The 17,026-nt window shown below is 37.6% G+C and carries 9 protein-coding genes; 8 read left to right on the top strand and 1 reads right to left on the bottom strand.

Going from position 1 to position 17,026, the window contains the following annotated elements:
* Positions 1–97 precede the first annotated feature (97 nt).
* From KPL38_RS02230 to KPL38_RS02220, 3 genes are all read left to right on the top strand, one after another.
* Positions 98–586, top strand: a complete 489-nt coding sequence (locus tag KPL38_RS02230; protein ID WP_216286336.1) for an SPOCS domain-containing protein — start codon at positions 98–100, stop codon at positions 584–586.
* A 15-nt stretch (positions 587–601) separates the two neighbouring features.
* Positions 602–1,507: a DUF11 domain-containing protein gene (locus KPL38_RS02225; protein WP_216286334.1), complete on the top strand. Its 906-nt coding sequence runs from the start codon at positions 602–604 to the stop codon at positions 1,505–1,507.
* 87 nt (positions 1,508–1,594) lie between these two features.
* Positions 1,595–8,920: a DUF11 domain-containing protein gene (locus KPL38_RS02220; protein WP_216286332.1), complete on the top strand. Its 7,326-nt coding sequence runs from the start codon at positions 1,595–1,597 to the stop codon at positions 8,918–8,920.
* Positions 8,921–9,035: 115 nt separating this feature from the next.
* Here the strand turns inward: KPL38_RS02220 and KPL38_RS02215 are convergent, their stop codons facing one another.
* Positions 9,036–9,491, bottom strand: a complete 456-nt coding sequence (locus tag KPL38_RS02215) for a DUF4489 domain-containing protein (RefSeq protein WP_216286330.1) — start codon at positions 9,489–9,491, stop codon at positions 9,036–9,038.
* A gap of 175 nt (positions 9,492–9,666) precedes the next feature.
* Here KPL38_RS02215 and KPL38_RS19930 point away from each other — a divergent pair, with 175 nt between their 5' ends.
* The 5 genes from KPL38_RS19930 to KPL38_RS02200 all read left to right on the top strand — a co-directional run bounded on the left by KPL38_RS19930 (position 9,667) and on the right by KPL38_RS02200 (position 16,975).
* Positions 9,667–10,764 carry a hypothetical protein gene (locus tag KPL38_RS19930; RefSeq protein WP_216286328.1) on the top strand — a complete coding sequence of 366 codons (1,098 nt, stop codon included), beginning with the start codon at positions 9,667–9,669 and terminating at the stop codon, positions 10,762–10,764.
* 209 nt (positions 10,765–10,973) lie between these two features.
* The gene (locus tag KPL38_RS20185; protein WP_312884134.1) at positions 10,974–11,471 is read left to right on the top strand and encodes a hypothetical protein; all 498 of its coding nucleotides are present in this window, start codon (positions 10,974–10,976) and stop codon (positions 11,469–11,471) included.
* A gap of 89 nt (positions 11,472–11,560) precedes the next feature.
* Positions 11,561–11,851 carry a hypothetical protein gene (locus KPL38_RS20180; protein WP_312884133.1) on the top strand — a complete coding sequence of 97 codons (291 nt, stop codon included), beginning with the start codon at positions 11,561–11,563 and terminating at the stop codon, positions 11,849–11,851.
* A complete protein-coding gene (locus tag KPL38_RS20175) occupies positions 11,833–12,036 on the top strand; it encodes a hypothetical protein (protein ID WP_312884132.1) in 204 nt (67 codons plus the stop codon). The genes KPL38_RS20180 and KPL38_RS20175 overlap by 19 nt, the downstream gene beginning before the upstream one ends.
* Before the next feature lie 415 nt (positions 12,037–12,451).
* Positions 12,452–16,975, top strand: coding sequence for a hypothetical protein (locus tag KPL38_RS02200; RefSeq protein WP_216286327.1), 4,524 nt, complete (start codon positions 12,452–12,454; stop codon positions 16,973–16,975).
* Positions 16,976–17,026 lie beyond the last annotated feature (51 nt).

Here is a 17,026-nt window from a genome sequence, read left to right as displayed (position 1 = left end):
TTTTATTAAATTACATTTACGAACAAATATATTCTTATTGAATAAAATAATATAAAATATCATTTTTAAATTACTTAAAAGAGGATGTTTGATTAAGATGATAAGCAAAGATAATATTCATTTTGAGGTTATAAAACAATTGGATTATAAAGAAGAAAATGACAATGAAGAAATAAAATTTTTTACAGACTTCAATGTAAAACGAAGTATTTATACGCCTACAAATTTTGGTAAACCAATAATTATCAGTAATTCCAATGCTTGCATTGACATAAATAATTGCAAGGTAATAGATACAATAAAAGGAACCTCCCTTGAGGGTCAACATCTATCTAGCAAAAAACTTCTTATTTTGGGGAATGTAATATTTACATTGTATTTTTTTATCCCCTATATATGTGACCATTTATTTCATGTTGATGAAATTGTTCCATTTTCAGTTTTCATAATAGTACCAGGTAGTACAAAAAAAGAAGGTATATTTAGATTTAAATATATGATTGAAGATGTTACATCCACTCTCATTAATAAACACAAGTTATTTTTTAATGTTTCAATATTTATACAGTACTTGAATAATCCTTAGGCAGATAATTAATATATGGAAGTAATAAATCAATGTAGAGTGGATTTTAATTATAAATTATCACCGCCAGGACCAATAATATGTAATACCATCTTTAGTAATGTTGTTAAAACAGTAATTATAGAAAAGTTAGTTGTGGCAGTAAAGAAAGTAGATAAACCTGCTGCCTGCATATTTGATATTCTTACGTACACTGTCTGTTTAAAAAACAAATGCATGTATTATGCATCTAATATTTTTTTCCAAGATATTGTTCCAAGTGGTGTCAAATTCATATGTGGTTCTGTTAAAGTAAACTGGATAAAAAATAAGAAAGCAGATCCCAATAAAGGATTCTATTTAGGAACACTAAAACCATTTTCTAAATGTTTTATCTCATTTAAAGTTGTAGTTTTACCATTAACATTAGATTTAATATTAAAAAATCGTGCTTTTATAACTTATGATTATGTTTACAATTTAGAAAAACCTCCAATAAGGGTTACCATAAAAACAAATACGACCTGTACCAGTATTAAAAATACATTGTTTAAACAAATTAATGTTTCAAATAAATTTAAAATTCAGAATCCATGTATTTGTAATAAAGATTTAATAAAGATTTCTACTAAAGTAAATATAATTAAAACAAAAATTGTAGATACGCCTACAGGCATTTCAGAAGAAGGTAACTATTTAACAGGGTCCAAGATTTTAATTATAGGCTCTGTAAAATATAATATAACCTATATTGACAAAGAATTTTCTAGAGTTTGTTGTGAAAAATTTGTTAAAGGGTTTTCAACATCAATAGTTATTCCTAAGGTGATTTGTCACTCTGCACAACCTGAATTTAATATAATAGAAGAGAGTAAATTAACTACGCCTCTAAAGGATAAGCGTTTTGAGGTAGATACTACACTCCTGATATTCTTAATATAGAAAGAAAATTTTATATAGGTACTAATTTTATTGCATTAGAATACAATATATTGTAATTCTTATAATAAAACTAAGGAAGTGTTTTTTATGGCAATAACTCCTGCTGATTTTAACGTAAGCATATCGCCCTCACCAATAAGCGTGACGGTTGGATTTACTGGCAATGTGAACTTGTCTTTTTCAAATACAAGCCTTACTGAGAGAGGGTATAACCTAAAAGCAACTCTTACGCTACCTGATGGGGTTTCTTACGCAGGTGGTCCAATACCTCCAACTACAATTACAAATGGACCAGGCGGCACCCTCATCCTTACTTGGATAAATATAAAAGATTTGGCACCCAATGAAATTGGGTACCTACTTGGAGTTGTACTAAAAGCAGATGAATTCTTTAGAAATACTGGATTACCAGTTCCTTTTGATGTACCACTTACAAGTGTTGACCTTATAGGAACAGTAGATACTCTCCCAAGAGGGAATGCCGATCCTGGAAACGTTGAAATAAATAAAACTGATTCATCTACATTTATACCACTTAGATACACTCTTACAAAAGCTGCTCCAGGTAAAATACCAAAAGGGGCTGGACTCTTAAGTCCTAATGCATCACCTCTTTGGCCATATCAATATACTCTAACTGTGGAGAATAACAGTCGTGAGCCTTCTACAGTTACTTTAATTGATGATCTACCAAATGGAGTGAGATATCTTGACGCTCTTTTAGTAACAGGGCCAGATAGTGTAATACTTTCGTCGCCTACAGTAACTATTCCATCGGTGGGACCGGGATGTCAGGATTTCGTAACTATTGACTGGGGAACTGTCGTACTGTCACCATCTAGTGTAAATACAATTGTATTTAATGCTGCTATATGGGATAACTATACAATAGCTTGTACTGAAAATAGTGGTGCGAAAATTCCTCATATGACGCCTTTGCAAAATATTGCTACATTAACTGGATTATCTGGACCAGTTCAGGGAATAACTGTGACAAGCGCTATGGATATAACAATAGATAAAAGCGCAACTCCATCACCTGTTACAGATGTTAATGTGACAAATAATTATACCTTGACATATAGAGTAAACCAATATGATAACGTAGGAAATGTTATTATAACAGATACCATAAGTGATGGTCAGGAGTATAATGTAGGCTCTGCATCTTTATCACCAGTTAATCCTAATCCACCAAGAAATATTGACGGAACCACAACATTAACATGGAACCTAGGACTGCTTACTACAGGCACAACAGGTAGTATTACTTTTAATACTACAACAAGCACTAATTACTATTTAGATGGTCCTGTTGTTGCTGCAGATGGAATAAGCAACAGTGTTATTATTAATGGAATAAACCAAACAACTATAACACCCACGCCTGATAGTTCTAGTGCAAGTTTAGAAATAGTTATATCAAGTATTACAAAAGAGATAATTAACTATTTCTATAAAGATGGAACTCCTAAAACAATTGATGTAGTTGCTCCGGGAGATGGGGTGGAATTTAAAATAACCTATAGCGCTGTAGGAATAACTGCAGAGCAACGAGATGTGCAAGTAGATGAATATGCACCACCGAATATGGGACCATTGACAGCGGCACTCCCAGTTATTTATGGTGGAACACTTCCCGGACCATTTATTCCGGTTACTGTAGCTCCAAATGGTTTAAGGTGGTTTTTAGGAACAGTACCTGGTAACACCTTGTGGACTGCTGATTTTATAATTCCAGTAGCCAATATTGATTTTGTAGGAGTAAACAACAATCTTGCAAAACTTTCAGGTATAAATACACAAGGGTTTGCATATAGCAGTAGAGATCAAGTAGAGGTAAAATTTGGTCAGCCTAATATAAACTTTGTCAAAACAGTTACTGGACCTGATGTAAATGCTATAAAGGCGGGTGAAAATTATACCTATTCAGTTACAATATCTAATCCTCAAAATTTGGTAGGGGATGTAACAGACGCCTTTGAGATGGATTTTACAGATGTAATACCTACAGGACTTATCTATACAGGTTCCTCTAGTGTTACAGGAACGGGAACTCATTCAACTCCTGTATTTGCTTTGCAAAATGTATCCATGACAGTTAATAAACTTGCCCCTGGAGAGAGTTTAACTTTAAATTATACTGTTTTAGTATCACCGACAGTTGTTAGTGGACAAAGTTATATAAATAATGCAGTGCTTCAAAGGCCATATTCACAGCCGGATAGATCTTACCAGTTTCCAGGAGCACCATTTACTGCATCAACAACTTTAAGAGCCCAGGGAATTATAATGACAAAGCTTATAGCACCTATATTAGCTAAAATAGGGGACACAGTGACTTATATACTCCAGGTAACAGTTCCTGTTGGAACTACTGCTTTTAATGTGAAAGTTACAGACAACTTTCCTGTAGCTACTCAAAGTTTTATAGGCAATGCAACTAAGGATGGATTACCAATAATACCAACGGTTGTAGGAGGATTAGTAACCTTTCCAACTATTCCTTTTGTTGATGCCACAGCAGCTGTTGTGACTATACTTTATTCCTTTGATGTTAGAGTTGTAAATGGGACTCAGGTTCCACCTTTTATTGAAAATCAAACTGATAATGCAACTGTAGCATGGGACATTGATAATGTAGGCACTCCAGCCATGCCATTTAGTACCTCAGCTATTCTTCAAGTAAGAACACCTAACCTTACTGGTAGGAAAGAGCAAAGGAATGTGACAACTGGAGGGGCTTTTACAACAACTGATGTGAACTATAACGTGGGTGATGTTATACAGTACAGAATTACGGTAACGAACACTGGAGCTGAATCAGCATTTAACTCAGTTATAACGGATGTATTGGATCCACTTTTATCATTTAATGCGGGTTCTATTATTACAACCAATGGATCAGCCTCTGCACTAGCAAATACCATAACCTGGAATATACCGGTTATTGCTGCAGGAGCCAGTGATACTATTACTTTTACTGTAACCACACTTAGTGGGGTAGGTGCTGATGGGCGAATTCCAGATAATGCTTCTTTTATATATAACACAAACGATAATGGTTTTGGTATAAGTTATGGACCAATAAACACAAATACTGTCCAGCTTGTAGCTCAAGCTGTAACAATTGTAAAGACTGCATCTCCTACCCAAGGAGAAATCGGGGATAATATCACCTATACAGTAGTCTTTACTGTGCCTAATGGAACTATAGCCTATACCCCTATATTAACGGATACGCTACCTGTTGGTCAGACATATATCGGACCGGCAACAAGGCAAGATGGAATAGGCCCAATAGTAGTAGTTGTACCTAACGTAGTAGGACAGATTATCACTTTTCCAACTAACCCTAATATAGATGCAAGCTTAGGTACAAGGACGCTTACCTACACATTTATAGCCAGAATAACTAGTGCTACACACAGCGCACCTTTCCAGGAAACTCAAACGGATACAGCAAATATTAATTGGGGACGTACCTCAGGTGGTCCTAGAATAAATAGGACATCTACTGTTAATGTTACTGCAAGGACTCCTAATATAACTATATTAAAAGAGCAAAGGAATGTAAGTACAGGTGGAAGTTATACAACCTCAGATATTGCAGGCTTTCCAGGAGATATTATTTATTACAGATTTACAATAGCTTCAAATGGAGCTTCGCCTGCTTTTAATATCAATTTAACTGATATACTCAGCAGTAAAATTACTTTTGTAGGGGGAATATTTGGACCTACTTCAGGCATAGTTACACCGCCATTACCAGGGCCTGGTGGAACCTTAGCTTGGAATATACCTCAATTAAATAATGGCTCAAATGCAGTTTATGAATTTCAAATAGGTATAAATAACGGTATTGGTGCAGGAGACAGCATACCTGATAGTGCAACTTCTACCTATGATTCTAATGATGTAAATCCAATAACCTATAATGAGAATTCAAATAATGTTGTTATAGATATACCTTTGATTGCATTTGCAAAAACAGCCAATACTAGTGTAGCTGCTATAGGAAGCACAATAAACTATACTCTAACAGTAACACTTCCTAGTGGAGTAGCTGTAAATAACTTAACGTTTACAGATGTCATACCAGCTGGGCAAAATTATGTGCCATTAAGTTTTAGTGGAACACCAGTACCAACAGGCGCACTTGTAGCATCACCAAATCAATTGATTTATATAGACAATCTACCATCAAGGGTTGGACCTTTAACTTTAATATATACCTTTGATACCACTGTAATTGCAGGTACTACAGTACCACCTTACACTCAAACACAAACAAATATAGCAGATGTACAATGGAGTATCACGCCGCTTGGACCGCTTGCATCGGTATCTGATTCTAAGGATGTAGAAATACGCTCACCTCATATCATTGCATTAAAGGAGCAGAGGTTAGTGCCAGCAGGTAGTTTTTCAACAGCTCCACTTATAGGTATAGCTGCTTTAGATGTAGTAGAATATAGAATAAGACTTACAAATAATGGAGCAGGAGATGCATACAATGTAGTTACTACAGATACTTTAGACCCAACTTTGAGTTATCTTAGTTTGACAAGTGTATCTGCAGGAGTGGTAACTCCTCCTCCACCCAGCGTTAATTGGACAATTAACCCTGGTCCGATTATTGCAGGAACGTCTGAAACTCTTGTGTTTAGGGTTACTGTAAACGTAGGCCCTGCACCGGGCACAGCTGTAGTTGATCAATCATCAACTTTATATGATACCTTTAGTACTAACCCTACTACGCTTGGACCAACATTATCTAATCAGGTAGCATTTAACTTTAATGTTCCTGAAATTATAAAAAGCGTAGATAAAAATGCAGTGTTTGTTGGAGATATCGTAAGTTACACCGTGGCAGTGACTATTCCTTTTGGAAATATTGCATATAATGTTAAAATTACAGACACATTCCCTCCAGAGCAGACTTATAATACAGGAAGTTTAAGAGTAAATGGTGTTCTTACGGTTCCAGTAACAACAAGTCCTTTGGTAACACCAATTATACCAATAATAAATGCTACGGTAGCTGCTATAACAGTGCTCTATACTTTTTCTGCAACTGTTAATAGTATAACAGGACCAGGACCTCAGCAAGCTCAAGTTGATACTGCAATAGTGGATTGGGATTTAAGTCCTACAGGACCAGCTGGAACGCCTCAGAGTAGTAATGCCACAGTTTATGTTACAAATAGTGACATTACTTTAGTAAAAACTCAGAGTAATAATATAGCAGGCCCATATGTCCAAACTCCAATTCAAACCTCAGTAGGTAGTTTAATATACTATAAGTTGTCAGTTACAAATCCCGGACCGAACACTGTATTTGATGTAGTGTCTAATGATACTTTTAGTTCATTGCTACAAGTTATTTCGGTTAGTACTGATGCAGGTTCTGCAATTGTAGATGGAAATACAGTTACTTGGGCAATTAGTTCCATATTAGCACCGCCACCTATAATAACTTATAATGCTATAGTTACGGCTTTGGTTTTGCCTGGGGGAGGTACTGCAAGCACAATTCCAAATTTCTTTACAGCAGTGTTTGATGCCACAAATCCACCACCAGAAATTGAGTATGGGCCTAAAACTTCAAATACAGTTTTAGCAGATTTGCCAACGCTTCAATTTACTAAGACAGTTTCTAGTAGTAATGTGGAGCTAGGAGATATTATAACTTATACGTTATCAGTAATTGTACCAAATGGAACAATAGCCTATAATGTTGTAGTTTCAGATACTTTGCCTCCTGAGCAGAATTATGTGGGTAATGCATTTATAGGAGGAAGTCCCGTAACGGCTTCGCAAGTTGGGCAAACTATTACTTTCCCAGATTTACCAATTATTGATGCAACCGCCGGACAAGTAACACTTGAGTTTACTTTTGAGGCAAGGGTAGTAATAGGCAATACGTCACCACCATATACCCAACTTCAAACCGATAATGCAAATGTTAACTATGAAACAGACCCTCAAGGTACTCCAGCGACTCCCTTAACAGCAACCTTGGATATTACAGTAAATAATCCATCCTTGTCTGTAATAAAAGCTCAAAGTAATGTTACTCAGGGAACTGGATTTAGAACAATACCAATTTCGGTAAATACTGGGGATATAGTAAGGTTTCAACTGGAGGCAACTAGTTTAGGCGCTTCACCTGCCTACAATGTAGTTATAACAGATGTGCTTTCACCTTTTGAACAATTTGTGGGAATAGAACAGATTTCAGCAGGCAGTGTAACTTACAATGCCATTACCAGAACTGTTACCTGGGTGATTGCTATTATACCACCCAATACTATATATCAATTACAATTTGATATACAAGTACTTCCAGGAGTTGGAGCAGGAGGTTTTGATACAGATATTGCTAACTATGTTTATGGAAGTAATATAGCGACTCCAATCCAGTTTGGTCCTACTGATACAAATGAGGTGCGACAGAATTATCCTAATATACAGATTACAAAAAGTTCTAATATAAATAATACTGTTATAGGAAATGTGGTAACTTATACTGTTTCATTAACAATTCCTAGCGGTACTTTAGCATATAATGTTCAGCTTTTTGATACACTGAATGTAGGTCAGCAGTATAACGATAATGCAACATTAAATGGTGTACCTGTAATCCCTGATTCAGTTAATGGTCAGTTAATAACTTTCCCTGTAATACCATTTGTAGATGCTACAGCTGGAGCAGTAACTTTTAAATATACCTTTGAAGCTTTAATAGTCTCTGCAAATGTGGATCCTATAACACTTATTGAAACACAAATTAATGTAAGTAATGTAAGTTGGTTTATAGACCCAAACACACCTGCTGAGCCTCAGAGTGCTACGGCGCAGGTAAATGTTACTGATAGTTCAATTCAAATAACTAAACTTGCGAGAAATGTATCTAGGGGAGATAGTTTTACTGATATGATTATAAGTGGATTCCCAAATCAGACCGTAGAGTACAGTTTGACTGTTACGAATACTGGAGCTAACCCTGTTTATAATGTAATAATCACAGACGTTTTATCAAATGATTTATCATTTGTATCTGCTGTATCTGTTCCACTAGGAACGTTAATTCATAGTGGTGGCAGCACTAATGGTGTGGTTACTTGGTCCTTTGACCCATTAAACACAGGTGATACAGTTACAGCTGTATTCTCAGCAACAATTACAAGTCAGGCAACAGGTATCATTGCAAATTTAGCATCAGGAAATTTTGCACTTAACCCTGAAGATCCGACTCGTTTTCAAGCACCAGATTCAAATGAAGTACTATTAGATGTATTGCAACCAATAATACAAATTACAGGAAATGCATGTGCTACTATATTTACTAAATGCGAGAAAAAATATAATGATCACGATTGTCATAAAGGATGCCATAGAAAATACTAATGAATTTTATAAATTTATAGTTAATAACTAATTAAAAAATACCAGTTGAATTCTATTTGGAATTCAACTGGTATTTTTGTTTTTTAATAATATATAAAAGTTATTTTATATACTATTAGCTGTAAGGTGTGGCTTCTACAATATAGGTACAACATTTACTTTTAAAAGCGTTATGATCACATACAAAGAAAGAAAATACAGCATTTGTTCCTGGTATAAAATTATCATTATAAACCCAGGCATTACCGACTGGCACTTTTTCTTTGATATTTTTACATAACTTGAATGTTTGGAAAGTGAGGTTTGTAATTGTAGCACCTGATGGATTAGTAATAGTGAATGTAAAATCAAGTTTAACTTCCGGGTCGTCTAAACACAAAGTATCTACGGTAACATTAGCAACTTTAACTGGTGTACCAGGAGTTCCTGGTACTAATGGGAGTTGTACTAGTGTAGACACAGATTTTCCGGATTTTAAAATTAATTTGCTTATACAACAATCATAAGGTAAGTTGTTTTTGGTTAGAGACGTACAATCGTTATTTTTGTATTTTTTTGATAATGAATTCATAATTTATTCATCCTCCTAATTATATTTATAATAATGCAAGTTAATAATATAAAAAATTCTTACAATATAATATATGTACCATAATTAAAATTGATATGAAATGTAACAGACTTTTTTTATATGAATAACCTATAGTAGCAGTTTATATAAAAGTTTACTGCAAGGAGGTAAAATTATGTATAAAGACGTAAATTATGAAAGAGATTATATTGAGGGTAGAAAAAGTTATTATTGGCACGCTGGTGAAGAGAGTGACTCTGATGAACATTCTAGTAGAGATTGTAATTCAAAGAAGTGTGACAAACATCATTGTAATTCTAAATGTGACAAGGGCAATTGGTGGGATGAATGTGATGAATGTGATGAATGTGACGAATGTCACAGGCATTGCCGTAAAGGGTGTGTAACAGGACCAACAGGACCAACAGGACCAACAGGACCAACAGGTTCCATAGGCAATCCTGGATCAACAGGAGCTACTGGGGTAACAGGAGCACAGGGAATTCCAGGTGGATTAACGGGAAATACCGGATCAACAGGAATAACAGGAGTAACGGGAGTAACAGGAACAACTGGATCAACAGGAGCAACAGGATTAACAGGATTAACAGGATTAACAGGATTAACAGGATTAACAGGATTAACAGGAACAACTGGACTAACTGGAGCAACAGGAATTACAGGAGCACCAGGGACTCCAGGAGGAGTAACTGGGAATACTGGTGCAAATGGAACAACAGGAGCAACAGGAGCTGCTGGATTAGCAGGAGCCACAGGATCAACAGGTGCTGCGGGATTAGGAACCACAGGATCAACAGGATCAACGGGATCAACGGGTGCAGCTGGATTTACAACTCAGCTAAGAGGATTAGAAGTTCAGGTTCAAAACGTAGAAGCAACATTAATTGCTTCTGGAGCACCTGTCATATTTGATACAACTATAAATGATTTATCTGCATTTCTTTCTTATAACAATATTCTAGGAGAGATAACAATATCACAGACAGGAGTATTCTATATTAATTGGTGGGTATCAACAGATGGTTTAGGTGGTGGAGCAGACACAATAATCACATTCGCAATTACTACTTCACAGGGTGATAATATTCAGGCGTCAACACCTATACAAACAGGACAAGTGAGTGGAAATGCGTTAATTTCAGTTGGTGTAAGTCCAATAACATTACAGCTTGTAAATTTAACTGATGGTACAATAGCCTATGGTACAACTCCAATTAAAGCAGATTTAACGATTGTTAATGTAACATTCTAATAGTAGTCCCATGGATTAATAAGTCTACATTCGTCCATGGGATTTCTTAGTATTCTATAAGTGTTATTATTTAAATTTCAGAAAATAATTGGAATTTAAGAAGTCATTTTATCAGAGGTAACAACCTATTATTATAAAATAAAAATCTACAAGTATAGCATAAATATGCAATAACATTATAGGTTATTGTCAATAAGGAGAGATGAGATTTGGACACGATAGGTCTTCAAATTCAAAGACAATTAGCTGGAACAGTAAATACAAACTTTAATGTAATATTTGATACGGTAGTAAATAGTTATGGAGCAATAGTATATAACTCAGTAACTGGCGAAATAACAATAAACAAAGCAGGAAGGTACTTTATAAACTGGTCGGTGGCAACTCAGACATCTTTAGGAGCAAATAATATAACTTTTTCAGTTAAGTCATCTCAAGGAGATGACTTAATAGGAAATTCACCTACTAAAACTGGTGAAGTAGTTGGTTTCGCTATTATACAAGCCGATTCCGCTCCAGTGATATTGAGGTTGATAAATGCGACTTCTAATAGTGTAATTTACTCTACTTTGGTGTCAATTAAAGCAAATTTAGTCTTAGGTGAAATACAAGAAGATACAGGAACTACTGGAACAACCGGAACCACAGGTGTAACCGGAGTTATCGGAGAAACTGGGGCTACTGGGTTAATCGGTGCACTGGGGTAACTGGAACTACAGGTGTAACAGGAGCAACAGGAGGAGGTTCTATCGGCACTGGTGGAATCATACCATTTTCATCAGGGGGTCCTTTTTCAGTGACTACTATTGCAGGAGGATTGCCTGGACTACCTTCTTTCGTTGGATTTGGAAGCTCGGCTCAGGGTTCTGCTGTCTTTGGATCATCTATAGATCTTACAGGTTCTGCAAGCGCAGTTGTTAATTTCGCATTTTCAGTTCCTAGTGATGGTACTATTACTTCAATAGCTGCTTATTTCAGTACCTCAGCTTCGTTAGCACTTATAGGATCGACAATAACTGTAACCGCACAGTTATATAGTTCAACTACACCTAATAACATTTTTTACCAGTGGCAGGAACTGCAATAACATTATCTCCAGCTCTTACAGGTATCATTGCAATAGGCGCAATTAGTAATGGCGTTATTACTGGATTATCAATACCAGTAACCTCCAAAACTCGATTGTTAATGGCATTCTCTGAAACAGCTGCAGGATTATCACTTGTTAATACTGTATCTGGGTATGGAAGTGCAGGTATAAGAATAACTTAATTTTACTGACTTATGACGATTTATTCTTAATTATAAAGTAATGATCATGCAGAAGTAATCTACAATAATTATCAAGATGAAAATAATAATTTTAAAGTTAAGGTTTAAAATCAGGACTGTTTCTAAGGGGAGTGAGCACCTTTAGAAACAGTTTTTTCTATAAAGTTTAGTTTGAAAATGTGTGTATTGTCATTCATATTAATTGTCAATAGCAATGTCTTAATTATTATGTTCAATTCTCTTTAGGATAAGGACCTCATACTACAGGTTAAAATCATATATTATCTGTCTTATTTAAGAGAAGGGATTATTTAATTAAATGTCGGATAAATATGTAATCGCATATTATGGTATAACAGCATAGTATAAATAAGCAATGGCATTATAAGTTATTGCAAATAAGGAGAGATGCGATTTGGACACGATAGGTCTTCAAATTCAAAGGCAATTAGCTGGAACAGTAAATGCAAATTCTAATGTAATATTTGACACGTTAGTAAATAGTTATGGAGCTATAGTTTATAACTCAGTAACTGGTGAAATAGTAATAAACAAAGCAGGAAGATACTTTATTAACTGGTGGGTGGCAACTCAGTCAACTTTAGGAGCAAATAATATAACTTTTTCTATTCAAACATCTCAAGGGGATAATTTAATAGGAAATTCGCCGATAAAAACGGGCGAAGTTGTTGGTTTCGCTATTATACAAGTTGATTCTGCTCCAGTAGCATTAAGATTAATTAATACTACTTCTAGTAGTGTATTTTGTTCTACTTTAGTATCAATTAAAGCAAATTTAGTATTAGGTGAGATACAAGAAGAAACAGGAGCAACAGGTTCGACTAGTGCTACAGGAACAACGGGTTCAACTGGAGCAACGGGAGTTACGGGAGCCACAGGAACGAAAGGAGTAACCGGAGTAACTGGAGTTGCAGGAACTACAGGTGTAACCGGAGAAACTGGAATTACAGGATTGACTGGAACCACTGGTTTAACAGGAATTACTGGAGCTACAGGTTTAATTGGAACAACTGGAATTACTGGATTAACAGGTGCTATTGGTGTTACAGGAACTACGGGTGTAACTGGAGAAACTGGAATTACAGGAATAACTGGAACCACCGGTGTAACAGGTGAAACAGGAATTACCGGAGTAACTGGAGCCACAGGAGAAACAGGAACTACAGGTATAGTAGGACTAACCGGAACAACTGGTTTACCTGGAACTACTGGAGAAACAGGAATTACGGGTGTTACAGGAACCATTGGTGTGACTGGATCAACTGGAGCCACAGGAGTAACTGGTTTAACCGGAGCAACAGGAGAAACTGGAGTTACTGGAGTTACTGGAATAACTGGAACTACAGGAGTAACAGGAACTACAGGTATAACAGGATTAACTGGAACTACTGGAGTTACAGGGACAAGCGGAACAACAGGAAACACTGGAGCTACTGGGACAACTGGAGCAATAGGAATTATTGGTATAACTGGAGCCACTGGTGTAACTGGAGAAACTGGTGTAACAGGAGAAACTGGTGTAACAGGAGTTACAGGTTTAACTGGAGCTACAGGAGTAGCAGGAGTAACGGGAACTACAGGTGTAACTGGAGAAACTGGAATTGCCGGAGTAACTGGTTTAACTGGAGCTACAGGAGTAACCGGAACTACAGGAATAACTGGAACCACTGGTGTAACTGGAGAAATCGGAGTTACGGGTGTCACTGGAACTACTGGCGTGACAGGAGCAACTGGTGAAACAGGAACTACTGGTGAAACAGGAGTTACAGGATTGACTGGAACTACAGGTGTAACCGGAGAAACTGGAGTTACGGGTGTCACTGGAACTACTGGTTTGACAGGAATAACAGGTGTTACAGGAGAAACTGGAATTACAGGATTGACTGGAACAACTGGAGTAACTGGAATCACAGGTATAACTGGAACTACAGGTACAACTGGCGAAACTGGGGCCACAGGTATAACTGGAGTGACTGGAACTACAGGTGTAACTGGTTTAACTGGAATTACAGGATTGACTGGAACCACTGGTGTAACTGGAGAAACTGGAATCACAGGAGCTACAGGAGTAACAGGTTTAACAGGAACTACTGGCGCAACAGGAACTACTGGAACTACAGGTATAACTGGATTGACGGGTGAGACGGGAGAAACCGGAATTACTGGATTGACTGGAGAAACTGGAGCTACAGGAGTAGCAGGAGTAACTGGAGTAACGGGAACTACTGGTGAAACAGGAGTTACAGGATTGACTGGAACTACAGGTGTAACCGGAGAAACTGGAATTACCGGAGTAACTGGTTTAACTGGAGCTACAGGAGAAACCGGAGTTACGGGTGTCACTGGAACTACTGGTTTGACAGGAATAACAGGTGTTACAGGAGAAACTGGAATTACAGGATTGACTGGAACAACTGGAGTAACTGGAACTACGGGTGTAACTGGAGAAACTGGAATTACTGGATTGACGGGTGAAACGGGAGCTACAGGAGTAACCGGAACTACAGGTATAACGGGAACCACTGGTGTAACTGGAGAAATCGGAGTTACGGGTGTCACTGGAACTACTGGCGTGACAGGAGCAACTGGTGAAACAGGAACTACTGGTGAAACAGGAGTTACAGGATTGACTGGAACTACAGGTGTAACCGGAGAAACTGGAGTTACGGGTGTCACTGGAACTACTGGTTTGACAGGAATAACAGGTGTTACAGGAGAAACTGGAATTACAGGATTGACTGGAACAACTGGAGTAACTGGAATTACTGGATTCACGGGTGAAACGGGAGCTACAGGAGTAACCGGAACTACAGGTATAACGGGAACCACTGGTGTAACTGGTTTAACCGGAGCTACAGGTGAAACCGGAACTACGGGTGTAACTGGAGAAACTGGAACTACAGGAGTAACTGGTTTAACTGGAGCTACAGGAGAAACCGGAGTTACGGGTGTCACTGGAACTACTGGTGTGACAGGAATAACAGGTGTTACAGGAGAAACCGGAGTTACAGGTTTAACTGGAGTTACTGGATTGACGGGTGAAACGGGAGCTACAGGAGTAGCAGGAGCAACGGGAACTACTGGTGAAACTGGAATTACAGGTTTAACAGGAACTACTGGAGCAACAGGTGTAACTGGATTGACGGGTGAGACGGGAGCTACAGGAGTAACCGGAACTACAGGTGAAACAGGAGTTACAGGAGTAGCAGGAGTAACTGGTACCACTGGTGTCACAGGGGTAACTGGAGAAACTGGAACTACAGGATTAACGGGTGAAACTGGCCAAACAGGTGTAACAGGTACCACCGGTGTCACAGGTTTAACTGGAATAACAGGAGCCACAGGAGAAACTGGAATTACTGGATTAATGGGTGAAACTGGAGCTACAGGAGAAACCGGAGCTACAGGATTGACTGGAACTACAGGTGTAACTGGTTTAACTGGAATTACAGGATTGACTGGAGCCACTGGAGAAACAGGAGTTACAGGATTGACTGGAACCACTGGTGTAACTGGTTTAACCGGAGCTACAGGTGAAACCGGAGTAACGGGAATTACAGGTTTAACAGGAACTACTGGAATTACTGGATTGACGGGTGGGACGGGAGCTACAGGAGTAACCGGAACTACAGGTGAAACTGGAATTACAGGTATAACTGGAACTACGGGTGTAACTGGAGAAACTGGAATCACAGGAGCTACAGGTACGTTCAATCCAGCAGCAACAATAGCAAATGTAGGCCCCGATGTTAGTTCGCAATTTAGTGAATTAAGAACAGCACAAAGGACGCCAATCATTGAATTAATTTCAGTGTATGGATTATCGAATCTAAGGGATATTACTACCACAACAGGTACAGGCACAGTAGGAAGTAATAATACAGAATTTCAACTAACTACCACAGCAAGTGGTGCAGATAGCGCAGCATTAGAAAGTTCGGAAAGAGGAAGATACGAATCTGGATATGCTGGCGAGGTAGGAATAGGTGTACGTCTACCAGCCGCTCCAAATGGCTCACAAGTGGCAAGATGGGGACTCTTTGATGGTCAAAACGGTGCTTTCTTCGGTCAAAATGTAGCGAATGGTATTTTCATAGACATTAGAAGAGCCGGCGTTGACACTATTGTCTCGCAGTCATCATGGAATGTGGATAAACTAGATGGTACAGGACCAAGTGGAGCAACTTTGACACTTTCTAAAGGAAATATATTTCAAATTGTGTTTACTTGGTATGGTTATGGTGTTATCGAATTCAGGGTGGTAATACCTGATCCAACTACTCTTGCTCAAGAAGTTATTACAGTTAATAGATTTTCACCAACGGGGCAAACGAGTTTTACCGATCCAAACCTACCTCTCCGTGCAGAGATCTCTAATAATGGAACAGCAAGCGCATTTAATTTATTCGTTGGTGGAAGACAGTATAGCATAATAGGTAATTATAACCCTACTTTTCGTATAACATCTGAAAGAAGGACGGTTACAGCTACAGGAACATTGACTCCTATAATTTCTTTCAGGAGAAAAACATTTTTCCCTGCTGGTTCAGGAAGGACGAACTCTGTCAGTGTGAAACTAGAAGGAATTGACCTTGTGACTTCTGCCGATATTTCTTATCAGATAATATTGGGTGGTACAATCAATGGAGCATTTGCAGATTATCCGACAGCAACGACTAATATTCCGCTTTCTGAGACGGGTCTGCAAGTAAACAGTACGTTAACTACTATTACAGGTGGTCAAGTATTAATACAAGGATTAGCGGCTGGCGTTAATGGAAGCAATCGTGTTTTAGCATCAGCTAGTTTACTAGATTTCCAGCTGCCTGATACTGAATTCGTGACACTTGCCGTTTTAAATTTGGCAGGTGGAAGTAATTCTGTTTCAGCCACTTTCCAAGTTACTGAGGAATGGTAAAAAGATAAGTATAAAGATAGAAAGGGAGAAATAGAAATATTAATTTCTCCC

The sequence above is a fragment of the Clostridium psychrophilum genome, from assembly GCF_018861705.1.
Lineage (GTDB): Bacteria > Bacillota > Clostridia > Clostridiales > Clostridiaceae > Clostridium_AD > Clostridium_AD psychrophilum.
Note: the sequence above shows the minus strand (reverse complement) of the source record. Positions and strands in the feature narration are given on the sequence as shown.

Coding starts and splice junctions, on each gene's coding strand:
- KPL38_RS02225 (WP_216286334.1), top strand. CDS start 602: ATGGAAGTAATAAATCAATGTAGAGTGGATTTTAATTATAAATTATCA.
- KPL38_RS02230 (WP_216286336.1), top strand. CDS start 98: ATGATAAGCAAAGATAATATTCATTTTGAGGTTATAAAACAATTGGAT.
- KPL38_RS02215 (WP_216286330.1), bottom strand. CDS start 9,491: ATGAATTCATTATCAAAAAAATACAAAAATAACGATTGTACGTCTCTA.
- KPL38_RS02220 (WP_216286332.1), top strand. CDS start 1,595: ATGGCAATAACTCCTGCTGATTTTAACGTAAGCATATCGCCCTCACCA.
- KPL38_RS19930 (WP_216286328.1), top strand. CDS start 9,667: ATGTATAAAGACGTAAATTATGAAAGAGATTATATTGAGGGTAGAAAA.